Source organism: Kribbella sp. NPDC031520 (genome assembly GCF_055580825.1).
The window spans coordinates 1-16772 of the sequence record NZ_JBVIKS010000003.1; the positions used below are offsets into that span (position 1 = coordinate 1).

The 16772-nt window shown below is 68.5% G+C and carries 19 protein-coding genes; 11 read left to right on the plus strand and 8 right to left on the minus strand.

Annotated elements, in window-relative coordinates; genetic code table 11:
* Positions 1 to 59: 59 nt before the first annotated feature.
* Positions 60 to 920, minus strand: a complete 861-nt coding sequence (locus ACZ5BU_RS15245; RefSeq protein WP_465699267.1) for a LysR family transcriptional regulator — start codon at positions 918 to 920, stop codon at positions 60 to 62.
* 75 nt (positions 921 to 995) lie between these two features.
* Between ACZ5BU_RS15245 and ACZ5BU_RS15250 the strand changes: the two genes are divergently transcribed.
* The 4 genes from ACZ5BU_RS15250 to ACZ5BU_RS15265 all read left to right on the plus strand — a co-directional run bounded on the left by ACZ5BU_RS15250 (position 996) and on the right by ACZ5BU_RS15265 (position 4182).
* The gene (locus tag ACZ5BU_RS15250) at positions 996 to 1517 is read left to right on the plus strand and encodes a dihydrofolate reductase family protein (protein WP_465699269.1); all 522 of its coding nucleotides are present in this window, start codon (positions 996 to 998) and stop codon (positions 1515 to 1517) included.
* An 87-nt stretch (positions 1518 to 1604) separates the two neighbouring features.
* Positions 1605 to 2615: a Gfo/Idh/MocA family protein gene (locus ACZ5BU_RS15255; RefSeq protein WP_465699271.1), complete on the plus strand. Its 1011-nt coding sequence runs from the start codon at positions 1605 to 1607 to the stop codon at positions 2613 to 2615.
* The gene (locus ACZ5BU_RS15260) at positions 2615 to 3466 is read left to right on the plus strand and encodes a Gfo/Idh/MocA family oxidoreductase (protein ID WP_465699273.1); all 852 of its coding nucleotides are present in this window, start codon (positions 2615 to 2617) and stop codon (positions 3464 to 3466) included. Before ACZ5BU_RS15255 ends, ACZ5BU_RS15260 begins: the two co-directional genes overlap by 1 nt.
* On the plus strand, positions 3463 to 4182 hold the full coding sequence (locus ACZ5BU_RS15265) for a 2OG-Fe(II) oxygenase (protein ID WP_465699275.1): 720 nt from the start codon (positions 3463 to 3465) through the stop codon (positions 4180 to 4182). The genes ACZ5BU_RS15260 and ACZ5BU_RS15265 overlap by 4 nt, the downstream gene beginning before the upstream one ends.
* Here ACZ5BU_RS15265 and ACZ5BU_RS15270 read toward each other — a convergent pair.
* Positions 4175 to 4813 carry a hypothetical protein gene (locus ACZ5BU_RS15270; protein ID WP_465699276.1) on the minus strand — a complete coding sequence of 213 codons (639 nt, stop codon included), beginning with the start codon at positions 4811 to 4813 and terminating at the stop codon, positions 4175 to 4177. The two genes, ACZ5BU_RS15265 and ACZ5BU_RS15270, sit on opposite strands and share 8 nt — an antisense overlap.
* Before the next feature lie 105 nt (positions 4814 to 4918).
* Positions 4919 to 6055, minus strand: a complete 1137-nt coding sequence (locus tag ACZ5BU_RS15275) for an ABC transporter substrate-binding protein (RefSeq protein ID WP_465699278.1) — start codon at positions 6053 to 6055, stop codon at positions 4919 to 4921.
* A 90-nt stretch (positions 6056 to 6145) separates the two neighbouring features.
* Here ACZ5BU_RS15275 and ACZ5BU_RS15280 point away from each other — a divergent pair, with 90 nt between their 5' ends.
* The 5 genes from ACZ5BU_RS15280 (at position 6146) to ACZ5BU_RS15300 (ending at position 9207) form a co-directional block, all read left to right on the plus strand.
* Positions 6146 to 6640, plus strand: coding sequence for a MarR family winged helix-turn-helix transcriptional regulator (locus ACZ5BU_RS15280; RefSeq protein ID WP_465699280.1), 495 nt, complete (start codon positions 6146 to 6148; stop codon positions 6638 to 6640).
* A 66-nt stretch (positions 6641 to 6706) separates the two neighbouring features.
* Positions 6707 to 7570, plus strand: coding sequence for an LLM class flavin-dependent oxidoreductase (locus ACZ5BU_RS15285; protein WP_465699281.1), 864 nt, complete (start codon positions 6707 to 6709; stop codon positions 7568 to 7570).
* 56 nt (positions 7571 to 7626) lie between these two features.
* Positions 7627 to 7866: a hypothetical protein gene (locus ACZ5BU_RS15290; RefSeq protein ID WP_465699283.1), complete on the plus strand. Its 240-nt coding sequence runs from the start codon at positions 7627 to 7629 to the stop codon at positions 7864 to 7866.
* On the plus strand, positions 7859 to 8203 hold the full coding sequence (locus ACZ5BU_RS15295; RefSeq protein WP_465699285.1) for a type II toxin-antitoxin system PemK/MazF family toxin: 345 nt from the start codon (positions 7859 to 7861) through the stop codon (positions 8201 to 8203). Before ACZ5BU_RS15290 ends, ACZ5BU_RS15295 begins: the two co-directional genes overlap by 8 nt.
* 65 nt (positions 8204 to 8268) lie before the next feature.
* Positions 8269 to 9207: a formylglycine-generating enzyme family protein gene (locus ACZ5BU_RS15300; protein WP_465699287.1), complete on the plus strand. Its 939-nt coding sequence runs from the start codon at positions 8269 to 8271 to the stop codon at positions 9205 to 9207.
* Here the strand turns inward: ACZ5BU_RS15300 and ACZ5BU_RS15305 are convergent.
* Genes ACZ5BU_RS15305 through ACZ5BU_RS15315 form a run of 3 tightly spaced genes read right to left on the minus strand, consistent with a single transcriptional unit; the run spans position 9169 to position 12093 of the window.
* The gene (locus tag ACZ5BU_RS15305; protein ID WP_465699288.1) at positions 9169 to 10410 is read right to left on the minus strand and encodes an MFS transporter; all 1242 of its coding nucleotides are present in this window, start codon (positions 10408 to 10410) and stop codon (positions 9169 to 9171) included. The two genes, ACZ5BU_RS15300 and ACZ5BU_RS15305, sit on opposite strands and share 39 nt — an antisense overlap.
* Entirely contained in the window at positions 10407 to 10874 is a 468-nt protein-coding gene (locus tag ACZ5BU_RS15310) for a MarR family winged helix-turn-helix transcriptional regulator (protein ID WP_465699290.1), read from the minus strand. Before ACZ5BU_RS15310 ends, ACZ5BU_RS15305 begins: the two co-directional genes overlap by 4 nt.
* 19 nt (positions 10875 to 10893) lie before the next feature.
* Positions 10894 to 12093, minus strand: coding sequence for an MFS transporter (locus ACZ5BU_RS15315; protein ID WP_465699291.1), 1200 nt, complete (start codon positions 12091 to 12093; stop codon positions 10894 to 10896).
* A 130-nt stretch (positions 12094 to 12223) separates the two neighbouring features.
* Between ACZ5BU_RS15315 and ACZ5BU_RS15320 the strand changes: the two genes are divergently transcribed.
* Positions 12224 to 13201, plus strand: a complete 978-nt coding sequence (locus ACZ5BU_RS15320) for an aldo/keto reductase (RefSeq protein ID WP_465699292.1) — start codon at positions 12224 to 12226, stop codon at positions 13199 to 13201.
* A 176-nt stretch (positions 13202 to 13377) separates the two neighbouring features.
* Here the strand turns inward: ACZ5BU_RS15320 and ACZ5BU_RS15325 are convergent, their stop codons facing one another.
* The gene (locus ACZ5BU_RS15325; protein WP_465699294.1) at positions 13378 to 14403 is read right to left on the minus strand and encodes a LacI family DNA-binding transcriptional regulator; all 1026 of its coding nucleotides are present in this window, start codon (positions 14401 to 14403) and stop codon (positions 13378 to 13380) included.
* A 31-nt stretch (positions 14404 to 14434) separates the two neighbouring features.
* On the opposite strand from ACZ5BU_RS15325, the gene ACZ5BU_RS15330 reads away from it, so the two are divergent.
* Positions 14435 to 15946, plus strand: a complete 1512-nt coding sequence (locus ACZ5BU_RS15330; RefSeq protein ID WP_465699296.1) for an alpha-N-arabinofuranosidase — start codon at positions 14435 to 14437, stop codon at positions 15944 to 15946.
* Here ACZ5BU_RS15330 and ACZ5BU_RS15335 read toward each other — a convergent pair.
* Positions 15930 to 16748: a MerR family transcriptional regulator gene (locus tag ACZ5BU_RS15335; protein WP_465699298.1), complete on the minus strand. Its 819-nt coding sequence runs from the start codon at positions 16746 to 16748 to the stop codon at positions 15930 to 15932. The genes ACZ5BU_RS15330 and ACZ5BU_RS15335 overlap by 17 nt on opposite strands.
* Positions 16749 to 16772 lie beyond the last annotated feature (24 nt).

Genomic DNA, 16772 nt, shown 5'->3' on the forward strand with positions numbered 1-16772 from the left:
TTCACCATGCTCACCAAGTGCCCCATCACCCGGTCCTCCAACCGGAGCCGTACGTGCTCCTACCTCAGTGTTACTCCTTTTAGCGCATCTATGAAGGCTCTTGTGGCCGGCGGGTCTGGCGGATCTCCGTAAACGGCCAAGTGGATGTGGCGGACGATGGGGAGTTCGGTGGAGCGGACGCCGGGAGTGCGGTGGGCGCGGAGGGCCAGGCCGGGGATGGTGGTGACGCCGAGGCCGGCGCGGACGAGGGCCTGCTCGACGATCACATCGTCCGTGGTGAAGGCGATCCGCGGCGTGAACCCGGCGTCGGCGCAGTGCTGCAGCAGGTCGCGCCGGCAGTTCGGGCAGCCTGCGATCCAGTCGGAGTCCCGGTGGTCGGTCAGCGTCTCTCCGGTACGGCGGCTCAGCAGGTAGACCGGGTCGTCGCGCAAGTACGTGTAGCGGATGCCGTCGTCCGGCTGTTCCTCGCCGTACCGGAAGACGATCGCGAGGTCGAGCTCGCCGGCTCTCAGCTGCTGCACAGCGACCCGCGGGTGGACGTCGGTGAGTTCGAGCTCGAGGTCCGGGTGGTCGCGGCGGAGTTCGACGGCGGCGGGCGGGACGAGTTCGCTGAGCGCCGAGCTGAACGCGCCGACCCGGACCCGGCCGGACCGCAGGCCGACGAGCGCGGCGAGCTCGGCGTCGGCGGCGTCGACCCGGCCGACGATCTCCGCGGCGCGGCGGGCCAGCACCTCGCCCTCGGGGGTGAGGCGGATGCCGCGACCGGCCTTCCGGACCAGCTTCGCACCGGTCGCGACCTCCAGCCGGGCGAGGTGGTGGCTGACGGTGGGCTGGGTGTAGTGCAGCACCTCGGCAGCCGCGGTGACCGAACCGTGTGCGGCGACCGCGGCCAGCACCCGCAGCCGGACGAGATCAAGCATGTATCGATGGTATCTATATGTTTTGCGCCGGATTGGCATTGGACGCATGAATCCAGGTGGCGCACGCTGGTGGTCATGACCGGAACAGTGATTTGGCACATGACAATGTCGTTGGACGGCTTCATCGGCGACCGGGACGACGGGGTCGGATGGGGGTTCCTCGGCGACAGCGCCCCGTCGGAGCTGGCGGCCGAGGTCGTCGCGGGGTGCGGGGCGTTCCTGTGCGGCGGCCGGCTGGTCGAGGTGATGGGCGAGAACCGCCCGTACGGTGGTGCGTGGACGGGGCCGATCCTGATCTACACGCACAAGGACCCGGCATCCAACCCGGTGCCCGAGTTCACGTACGTGTCCGGCGACATCCGCGACGTGGTTGCAGACGGCGTGAAGGCAGCCGGCGCGAAAGACCTGGTGGTCACCGGTGGCGCCGTACCGCGGCTGGCTCTCGAAGCCGGGCTGGTCGACGAGATCGTCCTGCACATCGCACCTGTACTGCTGGGCGAAGGCACCCGCTTCTACGACAGTCCCGGGGTCTCGCCGACGACGCTCAAGGTACTCTCCTCCGAAGGCTTGAACTTCCGCTTCGCAGTCGTGAAGTAGTTAGGGCCTGGCGGAACCCAGGCGCTTGCTGCAGGCAACGAACCGGACAGCACCACAGCCGCGACCTGTCGACTGGGGAGAGGTTCTATGCGATTTGCTGTGATCGGCGCCGGAGCGATCGGCACTGTGCATGCACGGTTGATTCACGCGCTGGGTGAGGGAGCCGTCTTGGTCGCGGTGGTCGATCAGAATCTCGAACGGGGTGTGAAGCTCGCCGAGCAGTACGGTGCGAAGCCGTATGCGTCGGCGGCTGAGGCCCACGAGGCCGAGGAGATCGACGCGGTGGGGATCTGTTTGCCCAGTGCGCTACACGCAGACGCTGCGATCGAGGCGTTGCAGGCCGGCAAGCATGTCATCGTCGAGAAGCCCGTAGACATCACGCTCGAGGCCGCGGATCGGTTGATCGCGGCGCAGCGGGCTACCGGGCTAACCGTGTCGGTGGTCAGTCAGCGGCGATTCCAGCCGCCGGTGGCGCAAATCCGGGCGGCAATCGACGGTGGTGCGCTCGGGCGGGTGACCTCCGGGATCGCGGAGTCGGCGTTCTTCCGGCCGCAGTCGTACTACGACGGCGACGACTGGCGCGGAACACTCGCCGGCGACGGCGGTGGGGCGTTGATGAACCAGGGCATCCACGCGCTCGACCTGCTGGTCTGGATGCTCGGCCGGCCGGTGCAGGTGAGCGCGCAGACCGGCCGCCTCGCGCACGAAGGGATCGAGGTCGAGGACCTGGCCGGCGCGTCGATCGTCTTCGAGAGCGGAGCGATCGGGCTGATGCTGGCGAGTACGGCGGCCTACCCAGGTCGTCCGGTGCGGCTGACGATCCACGGAGACCAGGGGACGGCGGTCTTCGACGATGACGCGCTGGCGTACTTCGCGTCCGCGAACGGCGAGGCACCCGACGCACCCACCCTCGAAGGCCCGGACGACTGGGGCGCGGTCGAGTTGGCGCACCTCGCGCAGTACCGCGACTTCGTCGCCGCGGTCCGCGAAGGCCGCCCGCCCGCGATCACGCTGGAGTCCGGACGCCGTTCGCTGGCGACCGTCCTGGCCGTGTACGAGTCCGCCCGTACGGGACGTCCTGTCGACCTGGAGGACTGATGCGCATCGCTCTGGTCGGTACGGAGAACAGCCACGCCGACGAGATCGTCCGGCACCTCAACGTCGAGCAGCTCGCCGGCGACACCCGCGTCGTCACGCTGGTCGGCGCCGTCGACGAGCGGAACCAGAAGCTCGCCGCCGCGGGCGGGATCACCCGGATCGTCCCGACCGCGGTCGAGCTGCTCGGCGACGTCGACGCGCTGATCGTCATGAACCGCGACGGCGCGCTGCACCGCGAGTACGCCGTACCGTTCCTCGAGGCCGGCGTACCGGTGTGGGTGGACAAGCCACTGGCGGCGAGTACGGCTGACGCGCAGGCGATCCTGGACGCGGCGAAGCGAGGCGACGCGCCGGTGACGTCGTACTCCGCGGTGCGCTGGGTCGCGGACGCCGACGCGCTCGATGCCGCCCAAGTTGACGACCTGCAGGCGGTCACGGTCACCGGCCCGGCGGATCCGGACAGCGCGTACAGCGGCATCTTCTTCTACGGCATCCACGCCGCCGACCTCGCGCAGCGACTGGCCCCGGGTGAGCCCGGACCGGTCGAGGTGCAGCGGGTCGGATCGACGGTCGTCGTCCGGTATCGCTGCAACGGCGTCCTCGTCACGTTGCAGCTCGTGAAGCCGGCCGACGTCGGGCGGGTCCCGTTCCATGCCGCGCTCGTCGGGCGCACCGAGCTCGTGAGCAGCGACGTACGGCTCGACTCGGAGTACGTCGTACCGGGCCTCAAGGTCTTTCTCCGAATGCTCGAGACCCGCGAGCAGCCGCTGGACGACGCCGCGATGCTCGCGCCGATCACCGTGCTGGAGCAGACTCACACGATCCTGCACCAAACCGTTCAGGAGGTATGAACAAGTACGAACGACGAGTCGCCGGAGCCGACTGGGAGAGCGTCACCGCCGAGGTGAACGACCTCGGCTGCGCCCTCTTGCCGCAACTGCTGACACCGAGCGAGGCGGCGACGATCGCCGGGATGTACGACGACGCACACCGCTTCCGGTCGACGATCGACATGGCCCGGCACCGCTTCGGCGAGGGCCAGTACAAGTACTTCGACGCCCCGTTCCCGGAGCCGATCGACGCGCTGCGCCACGCGCTCTACCCGCGGCTCCTGCCGATCGCGCGCGACTGGTACGCGAAGCTCGGCCGCGACGCCGAGTGGCCGGACACCCTCGACGACTGGCTCGACATCTGCCACCGGGCCGGACAGACCCGCCCGACCCCGATCCTGCTGCGGTACGGCGCCGGCGACTGGAACGCGCTGCACCGCGATCTGTACGGCGAGAAGGTGTTCCCGCTCCAGGTCGTCATCAACCTCAACGAGCCCGGTATCGACCACACCGGCGGCGAGTTCCTTCTGGTCGAGCAGCGCCCGCGCGCCCAGTCCCGCGGTACGTCGACCCTCGTGCCGCACGGCCACGGGCTCGTCTTCACCACCCGCGACCGCCCCGTCCGCCCCGTCCGCTCGGCCCGCGGTTGGTCGGCTGCCCCGGTCCGGCACGGTGTGTCCCCGATCCGCTCAGGTCGACGCCATACCCTCGGCCTGGTCTTCCACGACGCTACATAGAGCTGCAGATGTCCCACGCCGCCTGCTGAAGGAGTGCGGTGTCGACGCCCTTGACGGGTACGCCGATACCGACCGGATCCTCCTCGAACAGAGCGATCAGGAAGACGCAGGCGGCGAGGTAGCTGCCGGCCGGAGCCGGGTGACTGTTGTCGGCGTCGTGCAGCGCCGGCTCGTCATGGGTGGCGAGGAACTTCTCCCACACCATGCCGACCGGGATCAGCGTCGCTCCGAGCTCCAGCGCGGCCGCGCCGTACGCAGCGGTGAGCGCCTTCTGCGTCTCCGGAGCGTTGCGCCGCGCCCAGGTCTCGTACAGAACAGTTCGCAGGCCGGCCGCGGAGATCGCGGCGTCGAAGTCGCGGGCGCTTTCGCGGAAGCGGTCCGGGCTCTTGATCGGCAGCGTGCTCTGCTCCTGCAGTACGACGGTGTCGAAGCCGCCGCTCGCGATCGCCTCGAGCGCCTTGCCCGCATTCAGGTGCTGGCGGAGCGAGGCGCCGCCGGCGGAGATCAGCTTGTGCTCGATCTCGATGCCGCGCGCACCGGCCAGACCCTTGATCAACCCGGGCAGGTTGTTCCGCGACGTGAAGCTGTTACCGACGAAGAGGATCCGCACCCCACGGACGCTACTACTCATCTGACCAGCAAGGTATGGCGTTGCCGGCTGTCCGGATGTTGCCTACTCGAGGTCGCGTACGGCAATGAGCGCCGGCCCTGTGGTCGGCGCCCACCCGGAACCGGGTCAGAATTCGCCGGGAGTCAAGCCGAGGGTGTTGGCCGGGTCGGCCGGGTCCGGACCGACGACCTGGCCGACGTAGAGCTGCACCTGCGAGCGGAACCGCTCCACCGCGTCCCGGTTGCTCATGAACGCCTGAAACCCGGCCACATCGGTCTGGTGATACGTGGCCAGCGGCCGCAGCCCGGCCGGTGGGGCGACGTCCTTGCGCACCGACCAGGTCCACGGAGCGATCAGCTGTTGCTGGGCCGTCCGCGACGTCAGCCAGCTCAGGAACAGCTTCGCGGCGGCCTTGTGCGGAGCGTTCTTGAAGATCGCACCGTGCTGCACCCAGCTGTTGAACGGGTCGTTCGCCGGGAAGATCATGGTCGCGTTCGGCGTCGGATCGCCTGCCGTGCCGAGCGTCGCCAGGTAGTCCCCGGCCGCCACGGGTCCGGCCGAAAACGGCGTGCCGCGCACGAACGCGGGATTCTGTGCGACCAGGGAACGCAGCCAGGTCCAACCGTACTTGTCGACGGTCAGCTTGAAGTCGTAAAGGACGGCGTCGTCATCGTTCGGGTACGTGAAGATCAGCTTCTTCTTGAACTCCGGCTTCAGTAGATCGGCCGCGGTGAACGCCGACGGATCCGGCCCGGCCGCCTTGGTGTTCACCATGTCGGCGAGAGCGCCGTAGAACACGCCGGTCCAGTAGCCCTGCGAGTCCTTGGCGTTGTCGAAGACCTCGTCGGAGCCGATTGGCCGGTACTTCAGCAACTGGCCGGCGCGCTTCCAGCGGTCGAAGTCCTGCACAGTCTGCAGCACGGCCACGTCAGCCACCTGGTCGTGGGTGGCGATCTGGTTGTCGATCCGAGCGTCGTGGATCTTGCTCAGATCGGTCACCAGATGGATTTTGACGCCGGGGAACTGCGCGGCGAACGCCTTGGCGATGAAATCCCACTGTCCCGGTTTGTCGCCGCCCATGTAGACGGTCACTTCGCCGCCGTCGGCCTCAGCCTGGCGGTAGAGCGCCTGCAACTTGGCCTGCTCGCCCGACGCGCCGGCCGTTGCCTTCGTGCTCGCATCGGCGACGGCGTAGCTCGCGCTTGCCCCCACCGCCACGACGGCCGCCATCAGCGCGGTCCCGGCCTTCCTGGTGAACCTCATGACACCTCCCAAAAGTTTGAGCTTTCAAACGTTCGGGTCGACGGTAGCCCGATTTGTTTGAGAGTTCAAACCTTCGGCTATGCTGGTGTGGTGAGCGACACCCCCTGGCTCTCCGAGGAGGAGATGCGCGCCTGGCTGGCATACATCGACCTCTCGACGCTGCTGGGCGACTACCTGGAGCGGCAGCTGCAACGGGACGCCGGCCTGTCACACGCGACGTACAACCTGCTCAGCCGGTTGTCCGTGGCCCCCGACCGGTCACTGCGGATGAGCGACCTCGCCGAGCACCTGAAGGTCACCCGCAGCCGGCTCTCGCACGCACTGTCGGCGCTGGAAAAACGCGGCTGGGCGAGACGCACCGACGACCCGATGGACCAGCGCGGCCAACTCGCGGTGCTCACCGACGAAGGCTTCGCCGTCCTCACCGCTGCAGGCCCCGGTCACGTCGCGGCGGCGCGCCGGGCGATGTTCGACCACCTCACGCCTGACCAGGTCCGCCAGTTCGCAGAGATCGGCGAGGCCGTCATCAAGGGTCTCACCCATGAGGACGACTATCGGGCTGAGCTCCCTTGGCGGCGCAGATAGCGCGCACCGGGTGACGTACCTGCTGCCGGGCGACACGGTTCCGTTCGTCGAACTACGGTTGTGACCATGCGATTTTCTGTGAACATTCCGAACTTCGGGGACTTCGCCGACGCCCACGTCGTGGCCCGGGTGGCCAAGGCCGCCGAGGACGCCGGGTGGGACGGGCTGTTCTTCTGGGACCACGTCGTGCACAGCAAGGAGCACCGGCGCGGGCAGCCGTTCGGGGATCCGTGGATGCTGATGACCGCGGCCGCGCTGGCGACCTCGCGGATCAAGCTCGGTCCGCTGGTCACGCCGGTGGCACGGCGGCGGCCCGAGCAGCTCGCCCGGCAGGTCGCGACCCTCGACTCGCTCAGCGGCGGGCGGGTGATCTTCGGCGCCGGGCTGGGCGGCCCGATCGACGACGAGTTCGGCAGCTTCGGCGACGAGACGGATCCGCGCGTACTGGCCGAGAAGCTCGACGAGGGCCTCGACCTGATGGCCGCGTACTGGTCCGGCGAACGCGTGCACCACGACGGCAAGCACTACCACGCCGACGACGTTGAGTTGCTGCCGGCAACGGTTCAGCGTCCACGCCCGCCGGTGTGGATCGCCGGGTACTGGCCGCGCAAGGCCCCGATGCGCCGCGCCGCCCGCTGGGACGGTGCCGTACCACTGTTCGCCACCGCCAACCACGGCGAGGCACCCGCGGTCGAGGAGGTCCGCGACCTGATCACGTTCCTGAACGACCACCGCGCCAACCGGAGCACTCCGTACGACGTCATCGTCGGCGGAATCAGCCCCGCCAAGGACCCCCGCCCCCTCATCGAACCCCTGGCCGAAGCAGGCGCCACCTGGTGGGACGAACGCCAACTGATAACCGGCACCGACTTCTACCGCCTCGCCCCGGTCCTCCACCGCATCGAACAGGGACCACCGAAGCTCAGATAGCGAGCGGTATGCCTATTGGTATCCCTGGTTTGGGTAAGGACTGGTAAGCTGTTGGTATGTCTGAGATGACCTCCCTCAAGGTGCCGAAGCACGTGCGCGACACCGTCATGCGATCCGCGCGCGCCGAAGGGCTGACTGCTGCGGAGTTTCTGCAGCGGGTAACGGAGGAGCACGCCCGGCACCAGCGGTTCGCCGCCGTACGCCGTGCCTATGCGGACAGCGGCCGCGACAGCGACTACGAGGAATTGACCGCCGCATGGGACGAGGCAGGCGAGGACGGTCTGGCTGATGCGTGAACTGCGCCGCGGAGACGTGGTGTGGGTCGACTTCAACCCGACTCGTGGGCGCGAGCAGTTCGGTGAGCGGCCGGCCGTCATCGTCGCATCGAACGACTACTTGGACGCTGTCCCGGATCTCGCGATCGCCCTCCCGGTAACAACGAAGGATCGTGGCTGGCCCCATCACGTACGGCTCAGCGGCGCCGGTCTCAAGCTGCGCAAGGCCAGTTGGGCTCTCACCGAGCAGCCCCGCGCCATCAGCCGCGAACGAGTCAGCCGATCGGCGGGCCAGATCGACACGGGCTGCCTCGACGAGATCGACCAATGGCTCCGGGACTTTCTCGATCTCCACTGAGACCACCATCTCCGACAGGCGAGCTGTCTGTCGGCGTGTTCCGGTACGGAATCTAAGCTGCCCGTATGACCGACGAGCAGCCGTCCTGTTGTGCGCCCTCGCGGGGGGAGAGTGGGCCGGCGCCCGCGGTGCCTGTGGGGCGGGGGGAGCATGGGGTTGAGCAGGTTGTGCTTGGTGGTGGGGTGTTTGTTATGGGTAACAGCCTCGGGGACGAGAACGCTGGTGATGGTGAGACGCCGGTGCACGAGGTTGAGCTGGCGGGGTTCAGTATTGATGCGACCAGCGTGACCAATGCGGACTTCGCGCGGTTCGTGGACGCGACCGGGTACCGGACCGAGGCGGAGAACTTCGGGTACTCGGCGGTGTTCCACCTCGCGCTGGCGGCCGAGCCGGACGAGGTGATGGGGCCGGCGTCCGGTACGCCCTGGTGGGCCGGGGTTCGCGGTGCGGACTGGCGGCACCCGGGAGGTTCGCGTTCGGACCTGGACGGGCTCGAGGATCATCCCGTCGTCCACGTCAGCTGGAACGACGCGTCGGCGTACTGCCAGTGGGCCGGACGGCGGCTGCCGACCGAGGCCGAGTGGGAGTACGCGGCGCGTGGCGGCCTGGAGGGCAAGCGGTACCCGTGGGGCGACGAGCTGATCGGCGACGACGCTGAATGGCGGTGCAACATCTGGCAGGGCGAGTTCCCGCGGACGAACACTGAGGAGGACGGGTTCCTCACCACCGCGCCGGTGCGTACGTTCGAACCGAACGGATACGGCCTGTGGCAGATGGTCGGGAACATCTGGGAGTGGTGCGGCGACTGGTTCGGCCCGCGGTACTACAAGTTCTCCCCCGCCGCGAACCCGCCCGGACCGTCGCTCGGCGCGGCCCGGGTGATGCGCGGCGGCTCGTACCTCTGCCACGACTCGTACTGCAACCGCTACCGCAACGCCGCCCGCTCGTCCAACACGCCGGACTCGTCAATGGGCAACGCCGGCTTCCGCACTGTCGCTCTCTGACCTACCGGACAGGCCCGGCGTGCTCGCAGCCACCGCTGCGACGGCCGCGACACACAGCAAGGCGCCCGACGCCAAGGATGCGACCGGTGACGTCCACTGCGCGACCACACCGCCGCGGAGGTTGCCGAGGTCCGGACCGGCCTGACCGACGATCTGCTCGGCGGCACTGACTCGGCCGAGCAGCTCGGACGGCGTGTGCAGCTGGACGATCGTACTGCGGGACACGACGGCGACCGTGTCCGCTGCACCCGCGACCGCGAGGCAAACCAACGCCAGCCACGGCACCGGCGAGAACGCGAACAACAGCAGGGCGATCCCCCAGCCCGCCGACCCGCACAGCATCACCAGCCCGTGCCGCGGCAGCCGGGTGAACGATCCGGAGAACAGCGACGCGGCGACTCCCCCGACGGCGATCGCGGTCAGGAACAACCCCAGCGTCCGCGGGTTGTTGCCGAACCGCTCCGCGTTGATGACCGGGAAGAGGCTGATCGGCATCGACAACACCGTCGCGGCGAGGTCGGTGATCAGCGCGCCCCGGATCACCGGGGTCACGGCGATGAACTGCAGCCCGTCCCAGACCCCTCGTAGACCGGGCTTCGCGGTGGTCTCGATCTGCATCCGCGGCAGGCCGAGTACGCCGTACAGCGCCGCGAGGAAACTGAGGGCGTCGACGAGGTAGCAGACGCCGACACCCCACGCGCCGATGACCACGCCGCCCAGGGCGGGACCGAGCAGCATGGCGCCCTGGAACCCGATCCGGTTGAGCGCGATCCCGGCGGCCAACTGGTCCCGGGTGAGCAGCTTCGGGAGTACGGTCCGTGCCACCGGTCCGGCGGTCGCGCCGAACGATGCCTGTACGGCGATCAGCCCGAGCAGCACGCCGACCGGGACCCGGCCGAACAGCAACTGGCCCGCCATCACGGTCGCGACCAGCCACTGCCCGATCGTGGTGACCAGGTAGATCCGGCGGCGCTCCAACCGGTCGACGAGCGTACCCGCGAACAGGCCGAGCACGATCAGCGGCAACGCCTGCGCCAGGCCGACCGCACCGGTCCACGCCGGGCTGGACGTCTGGTCCCAGACCTGGAACATCACCGCGACGAACGTCAGCTGGCCGCCGAACCCGGACAGCACCTGCCCGGTCCACAACCGCCGGTACGTCCGGACCCGGAGCGGGCCGAGGTCGATGAGCGCGTTCTTCACTTCAGCTTCTCCGCGATCCGGTCGTGGAAGCTCTTCTGCGCAAGGGCTTCCTCGACATCGCGGACCACCTGGGACATCGGGTACGGCAGCTCGGCCTCGAGCTCGGCCAGCGCCGCCTCGGTCGCCCGCCACTCGGCGGCGAGCAGCTCGACGAGCTTCTTCGACTTCGCGGTCAGCGTGACCTGCTTGCTGCGCGCATCCGCCCCCGGGACCGTGCGGACCAGGCCGGCGGTGCGCATCGCGGACACCTTCTGGCTGAGGGCGGAGTGGGTCCGCCCGATCGCGCCGGCCAGCTCGGTGATCGTCATCGGGCCCTTGAGATGCAGCTGCAGCAGCTCACGGACGTACGCCGGCTTCAGGCCCTTGATCTCCCGGTCGGTGTAGATCCGGCCGATCTCGCCGTCCATCCGGGCCAGCAACTCGTGCAGCGGCCGCCACAAACTCTGCTCGGTGGGATCTTCCATACCGCGATCATAACAGTACTCATATAAGTGCTGTTACTTTTGCCGCCGGTGCGGTCCGGCTCCGGCGGGAGATCCAGGTTGCGGCCGCGGCGGCGGAGAGCAGGCTGATCACGGCGAGCGCGGCGAACCCGAACCGGGTGTCGGAGTGGCCGGTGACGATCGAGGCGATCAGCATCACGACGACGGTGGCCGCGAGGCCGTACCCGTTCGCGATCCCGAAGGCGTGCCCGACCCGGGACTCGTCGACCGACGTCATGAGCAGGGAACGGGTCGCGATGCGGGACTGGCCGAAGAGGAACGCGCCGAGCAGTACGAACCCCATCAGCTGGGGTACGCCGAAGAGTGGCTGCAGGATGAGGAGTGCGCTGCAGATGATGAACCCACCGACCGCGAGCCGCAGATCCCCGAACCGGTTCGCCGACCGCCGGTAGACAGCCGCAGCGAGCAAGAACCCGACCCCACCCAGGGCATCCGTAATCCCAAGCACGCCCGCCCCGCGATGCCACTCCCCGACGACAAGCACAGGCATCAACGCGTTGAAGACAGTCACCACCACAAGCCCCTGCCCGAACAACAACGCAAGCGGTGCAAGCGCAACCCCGGTTGCAGAGTGCGCGGCGGGCTTGGCGGGCACGGTTGCTGGGGGCAACTTGGCTGGGCGGCGGTTGGTTCCTACTGCGAACACGAAGGCGGCTGACAGGACGAAGGTGCAGGCGTTGAAGGTGAAGAGGGGTTGGGGACCGAAGTACTGGAGGGCGAGGCCGCCGGCGGCTGCGGAGAGGAGCATGCCGGACTGCAGGGCGATCTCGTAGTGGGCGTTGAAGGGGCGCAACTGGTCAGCGGGGACACGTTCGCGGATGAGGGCGGCGCTGGCGGGCGTGAACTGGGCGGCGATGACCGCGAGGGCGAAGTTGGTCGCGTAGACGATCGGCTGCTGGGGTGCGCCCAGGGCGAGACCGATCGGCAGGGCGAGCGCGACTGCCGCACTCAGTACGTCGCAGATCACCCACAGACGGCGCCGGTCGAAGCGGTCGGCGAGGCGGCCGAAGTACGGCGAGAGCACCGCCTGCGGGACCGCGACCGCGATGAACAGCCAGCCGACGTCGAGCATCGAGCCGTGCGCGCGGACCAGCAGCAACGCGGCGCCGAGGAGCTGGATGTTGTTGCCGAGAGAGGTGATGAAGGCTGCCGGAAGCAGCAACCGGGTTCGTGAAGTCACCTCCCCAGGGTGGCAGCAAAACCTGACAATCAATGGCAGCGATTAAGCCCGAACCTTATACGCTGAATGCATCAACTCTGCCCACAAGATTCATTGGACGGATCATCGTGGGGCTGGTTGGCTCGTGGGTATGGAGATGCGCACGTTGGGACGGTCAGGAATCGAGGTCAGCCCGGTCGGGTTCGGGTGCTGGGCGATCGGAGGCCCGTTCAGCAACCCGGCCGGTGAACCACTGGGTTGGGGTGAGGTGGACGACGACGAGTCGGTGCGGGCGATCCGCCGGGCGGTCGAGCTCGGGGTGACGTTCTTCGACACTGCCGATGTGTACGGCGCCGGGCACAGCGAACGAGTTCTCGGCAAGGCGCTCGAGGGCATTCGGGACGAGGTGGTGATCGCGACGAAGTGGGGCAACACGTTCGACGAGTCGACCCGAATCATGCACCACCAGGACAGCACCCCGGAGTACGTCCACAAAGCCGTCCGCGCCTCGCTCGAACGCCTCCGTACCGACTACCTCGACCTGTATCAGCTGCACTTCGACACCACCGACGAGATCGCGCTGCCGCTGCGGGAAGCCTGTGAGGAACTGGTCCGCGAGGGCCTGATCCGCGCCTACGCGTGGAGCACCGACACCGTGCACAGCGCCGAACTGTTTGCGCAGGGCAAGCACTGCGCCGCGGTCCAGCACGAGGCGAGCGTGCTGCACGACGCGCCGGAGTTCTTCGCGCTGTGCGAGCGCGAGGACCTGGCGAGCATCAACCGGACGCCGCTCGGGATGGGCATCCTCGGCCGCCGCGACGCGACCAAGCCCGCGACCGGCGCGGACATCCGTACGCTGCCGCCGTCGTGGCTGCTCTACTTCAGCGAAGGTGGCGTACCGGCGCCGGAGTGGTGGGAGAAGGTCGCCGCGATCCGCGACATCCTGGAATCGGACGGGCGGACGCTGGCGCAGGGTGCGCTCGGCTGGCTGTGGGCCCGAAGCCCGCGGACGGTGCCGATCCCCGGCTTCCGCACCGTGGCACAGGCGGAGGAGAACGCCGGCGCGATGGCCCACGGCCCGCTCAAGCCCGAACAGTTGACCGAGATCGCGACCCTGCTCGCGGACTGAGACCAAAGGCGCGGACCTCCAGCACTCATCAACCCACCGATCGCGGGCGGCCGCACGCTCAGCAGCCCCCTTCGGGACGAGGTTGATGAGTGCTGCGGGTCCGCCCCGGTCTTGCCACGATCGAGGTATATCGATATACCTACCGGCAACGAAACTGTGCGAGGTAGGTCGTGGTGTCAGTCGAGTGGTGTGGTGGTGCCGCGCTGGATCAGCCGGGCCGGTACGACCACTTCCTGCGGGTCGCCGGTCGGGCCGTCGGTGATCTGCGCGGTCAGCAGCGCCGTGATCCGGTCGGCCATCTCGTCGTGCCCGGGGTTGACCGTGGACAGCGACGGGACCAGGTACGCCGCCTCGTCGATGTCGTCGAACCCGACCACCTGGACGTCGTCCGGCACCCGCAGCCCGGCGTCGGCGAGCGCCCGCAGCGCACCCATCGCGACCACGTCGGTCAGCGCGAACACCGCATCGAACCTCGTACCCCGCTCGAGCAGCGACCGGATCGCGTCGTACCCGTCCTGCAGGCGGAAGCTGCTGCGGACGTTCAGCTCCGGGTCCACCGGGACGCCGGCGTCGGCGTGCCCCCGCGTATACCCCTCGGCGCGCAAGGCCGGCATGGTCGCCGTACCGGTGGGATCGCCGCCGAGCATCGCGATCCGTCGGGCGCCGGCCGCGAGCAGGTGCGCGGTCGCCTGGTAGGCGCCGTCGACGTTGTCCATCATCACGTGGTCGAACCGGGACGGCTGCGCCCGCTCACCGATCATCACCACTGGAGCGTCGGTGCGGAGCCGGCTCAGCTCGGCCGGGTCGGTGCCGACCACGCTCAGGATCAGGCCGTCGTACATCCGCAGCCGGGAGAACGCGACCGCGTCCAGCTCCCCCTCGCGGCTGGCGCCGGTGCGCTCCATCACGATCCGCAGCCCGTGCGCCTCGAACCGGTCCGCGAGCCGGCCGGCCAGCTGTGCGAAGTACGGGCGTTCCAGCTCGGGGACGGCGAGACCGACCACGCCGGTGCGCCCGGCGCGCAGGTGCCGGGCGGCCAGGTTGACTTGGTAGCCGAGGTCGCTGATCGCCGCGAGCACCCGTTCCCGGGTGGCCGCGCCGACCCGGGGCCGGCCGTTGATCACGTTCGACACGGTCATCGTGGACACCCCCGCGGACCGCGCCACATCCGCCATCGTCACCACACCGGACGGCTTCCCCATGCCGACAACTGTAAAGAACCAGGAGGGCTCAATGCCTGAAGCACGGATCGCGATCGACCTCGACGTGCCGGGACCGGCCATCAGCCGGCACCTGTACGGGCACTTCGCCGAGCATCTCGGCCAGTGCATCTACGGCGGGTTCTACGTCGGGGAGGACTCGCCGATCCCGAACCTCGGTGGCATCAGGCGCGACGTGGTCGAGGCCTTGCGCGCGCTGGACATCCCGAACCTGCGCTGGCCGGGCGGGTGTTTCGCCGACGAGTACCACTGGAAGGACGGCATCGGCCCGAAGGCGGACCGGCCGGCGATGGTGAACACGCACTGGGGCAACGTCGAGGAGAACAACCACTTCGGCACCCACGAGTTCATGGCGTTGTGCGAGCTGCTCGGCGCGGACCCGTACGTGAACGGGAACGTGGGCAGCGGAACCGTCCGGGAGATGAGCGAGTGGGTCGAGTACCTGACCCGCGAGGGTGACAGCCCGATGGTGCGGTTGCGCAAGGCGAACGGGAGGGACGAGCCGTGGAAGGTGCCGTTCTGGGGCATCGGCAACGAGGCGTGGGGCTGCGGCGGCAACCAGCGCGCCGAGGCGTACGCCGACCTCGCCCGGCAGTACGCGACGTTCCTGAAGGACCACGGCGGCAACAAGCTGTACCGGATCGCGGCCGGCGCGTCCGACGACGACCTGGCGTGGACAGAGGCGCTGCTGAAGGCGGTCAGCTGCCTGGGTTGCGGGCGGGACCCGAAGAACATCTTCCAGGCGATCTCGATCCACTACTACACGGTCGCCGGGACCTGGGATCACAAGGGCAGCGCGACCGACTTCGGCCTGGACGAGTACTACCGGACGATCCAGAAGGCCCAGGGCATCGAGCGGATCATCAAGGCGCACTCGGCGCTGATGGACGCGTACGACCCGGAGCGCAAGATCGGCCTGGTGCTGGACGAGTGGGGTACTTGGTGGGACGTCGAACCGGGGACCAACCCGGGCTTCCTGTACCAGCAGAACGCGATGCGGGACGCGCTGGTCGCGAGCGTGCACTTCGACGTGTTCCACCGGCACTCGGAGCGGCTCGTGATGGCGAACATCGCGCAGACGGTCAACGTACTGCAGGCGATGCTGCTGACCGACGACGAGGGAGGGCTGGTCCGGACCCCGACGTACCACGTGTTCGAGATGAACAAGGGGCATCACGACGCGGCCGCCCTGCCGGTGCACGTTCTTGATGGTCGTACCTACGATCTGGACGGTACCGCGATGGAGCTCGTGTCGGCGTCCGCGTCGGTGAAGGACGGCCGGGCGCTGGTGTCGTTGAGCAACCTCGATCCGTCGTCGGCGCTGGACGTCGTCCTGGATCTTCGGGGTGCGTCGTCGTGGGAGTCGTCCGGACGGTTGCTGACGGCATCGAAACCGCAGGCCTACAACACGGTCGGCGATCCGGACGCGGTGGCTCCGGTTCCGCTGGCGATCGAACCGGAGCCGCGCGGGTTGAAGGTGACGCTGCCGCCGCACTCGTTCGCGACGGTCAGCCTGGTTTTGTGACCTGGATCTGGAACTCGTGCACCCAGTTCTTCGGGTTGTCGGGGTCGAACTGCAGCGTGACCTCGCGCGCGTACCCCTGACTGCGGTAGCCGTTGTCCTCGATCCACCTGGCCAGCGTCTGCATGCTGCGATCGGCCTCCGTCATGTCGCCCTGATGGACGATGGTCGCAGCTTGCGGGAGCTCCGGTAGCTCCAGTGCATCCACGTCCGCCGTGATCTCGTCGTCCACGGGTACGGCGGCGTGGACCCGGACCGTGTCGTTCTCGGCGTCCTCGTAGTACGCGATCGGCGATCCAGACGGATGCACTCCGGCCGCGCCGAGCCGGTCGAACAACTGCCCGAACAGCGGCTGGATCACCGGGCCGACGTCCTCGCCGTCGTAGCTCGGCGCGATCGCGGACAGCTCCGCGACCCGGATCGGGGTGATGCGTTTCAGTACGACGTCGTCGGTAGGCATGTGACCTTCTCTCTCGATGAGCCGGAGCCTCGCCTCGACGCTGGTCAACTGGGCCGCGCTCCGCGCGAGGTCGTCCTCGAGCTGCGCCTGCCGCAGCCGGAGCATGCCTCGCAGCTCCTCCGCCGACAGCTTCACGTCGACGATCTCGCCGACCTGCTGCAGGCTGAAGCCGAGATCCTTCAGCGCGACGATCCGGTTCAGCCGGCTGAACTGGTCGGCCGAGTAGTACCGGTAGCCGGTCGCCTCGTCGACCACCGCCGGCCGGAGCAACCCGAGCGCGTCGTAGTGCCGCAACATCCGCGCAGACACCTGCCCGAAGGCGGCGAAGTCCCCAATGGTGAACATGCACCCACCTTCCGCCTTGACACA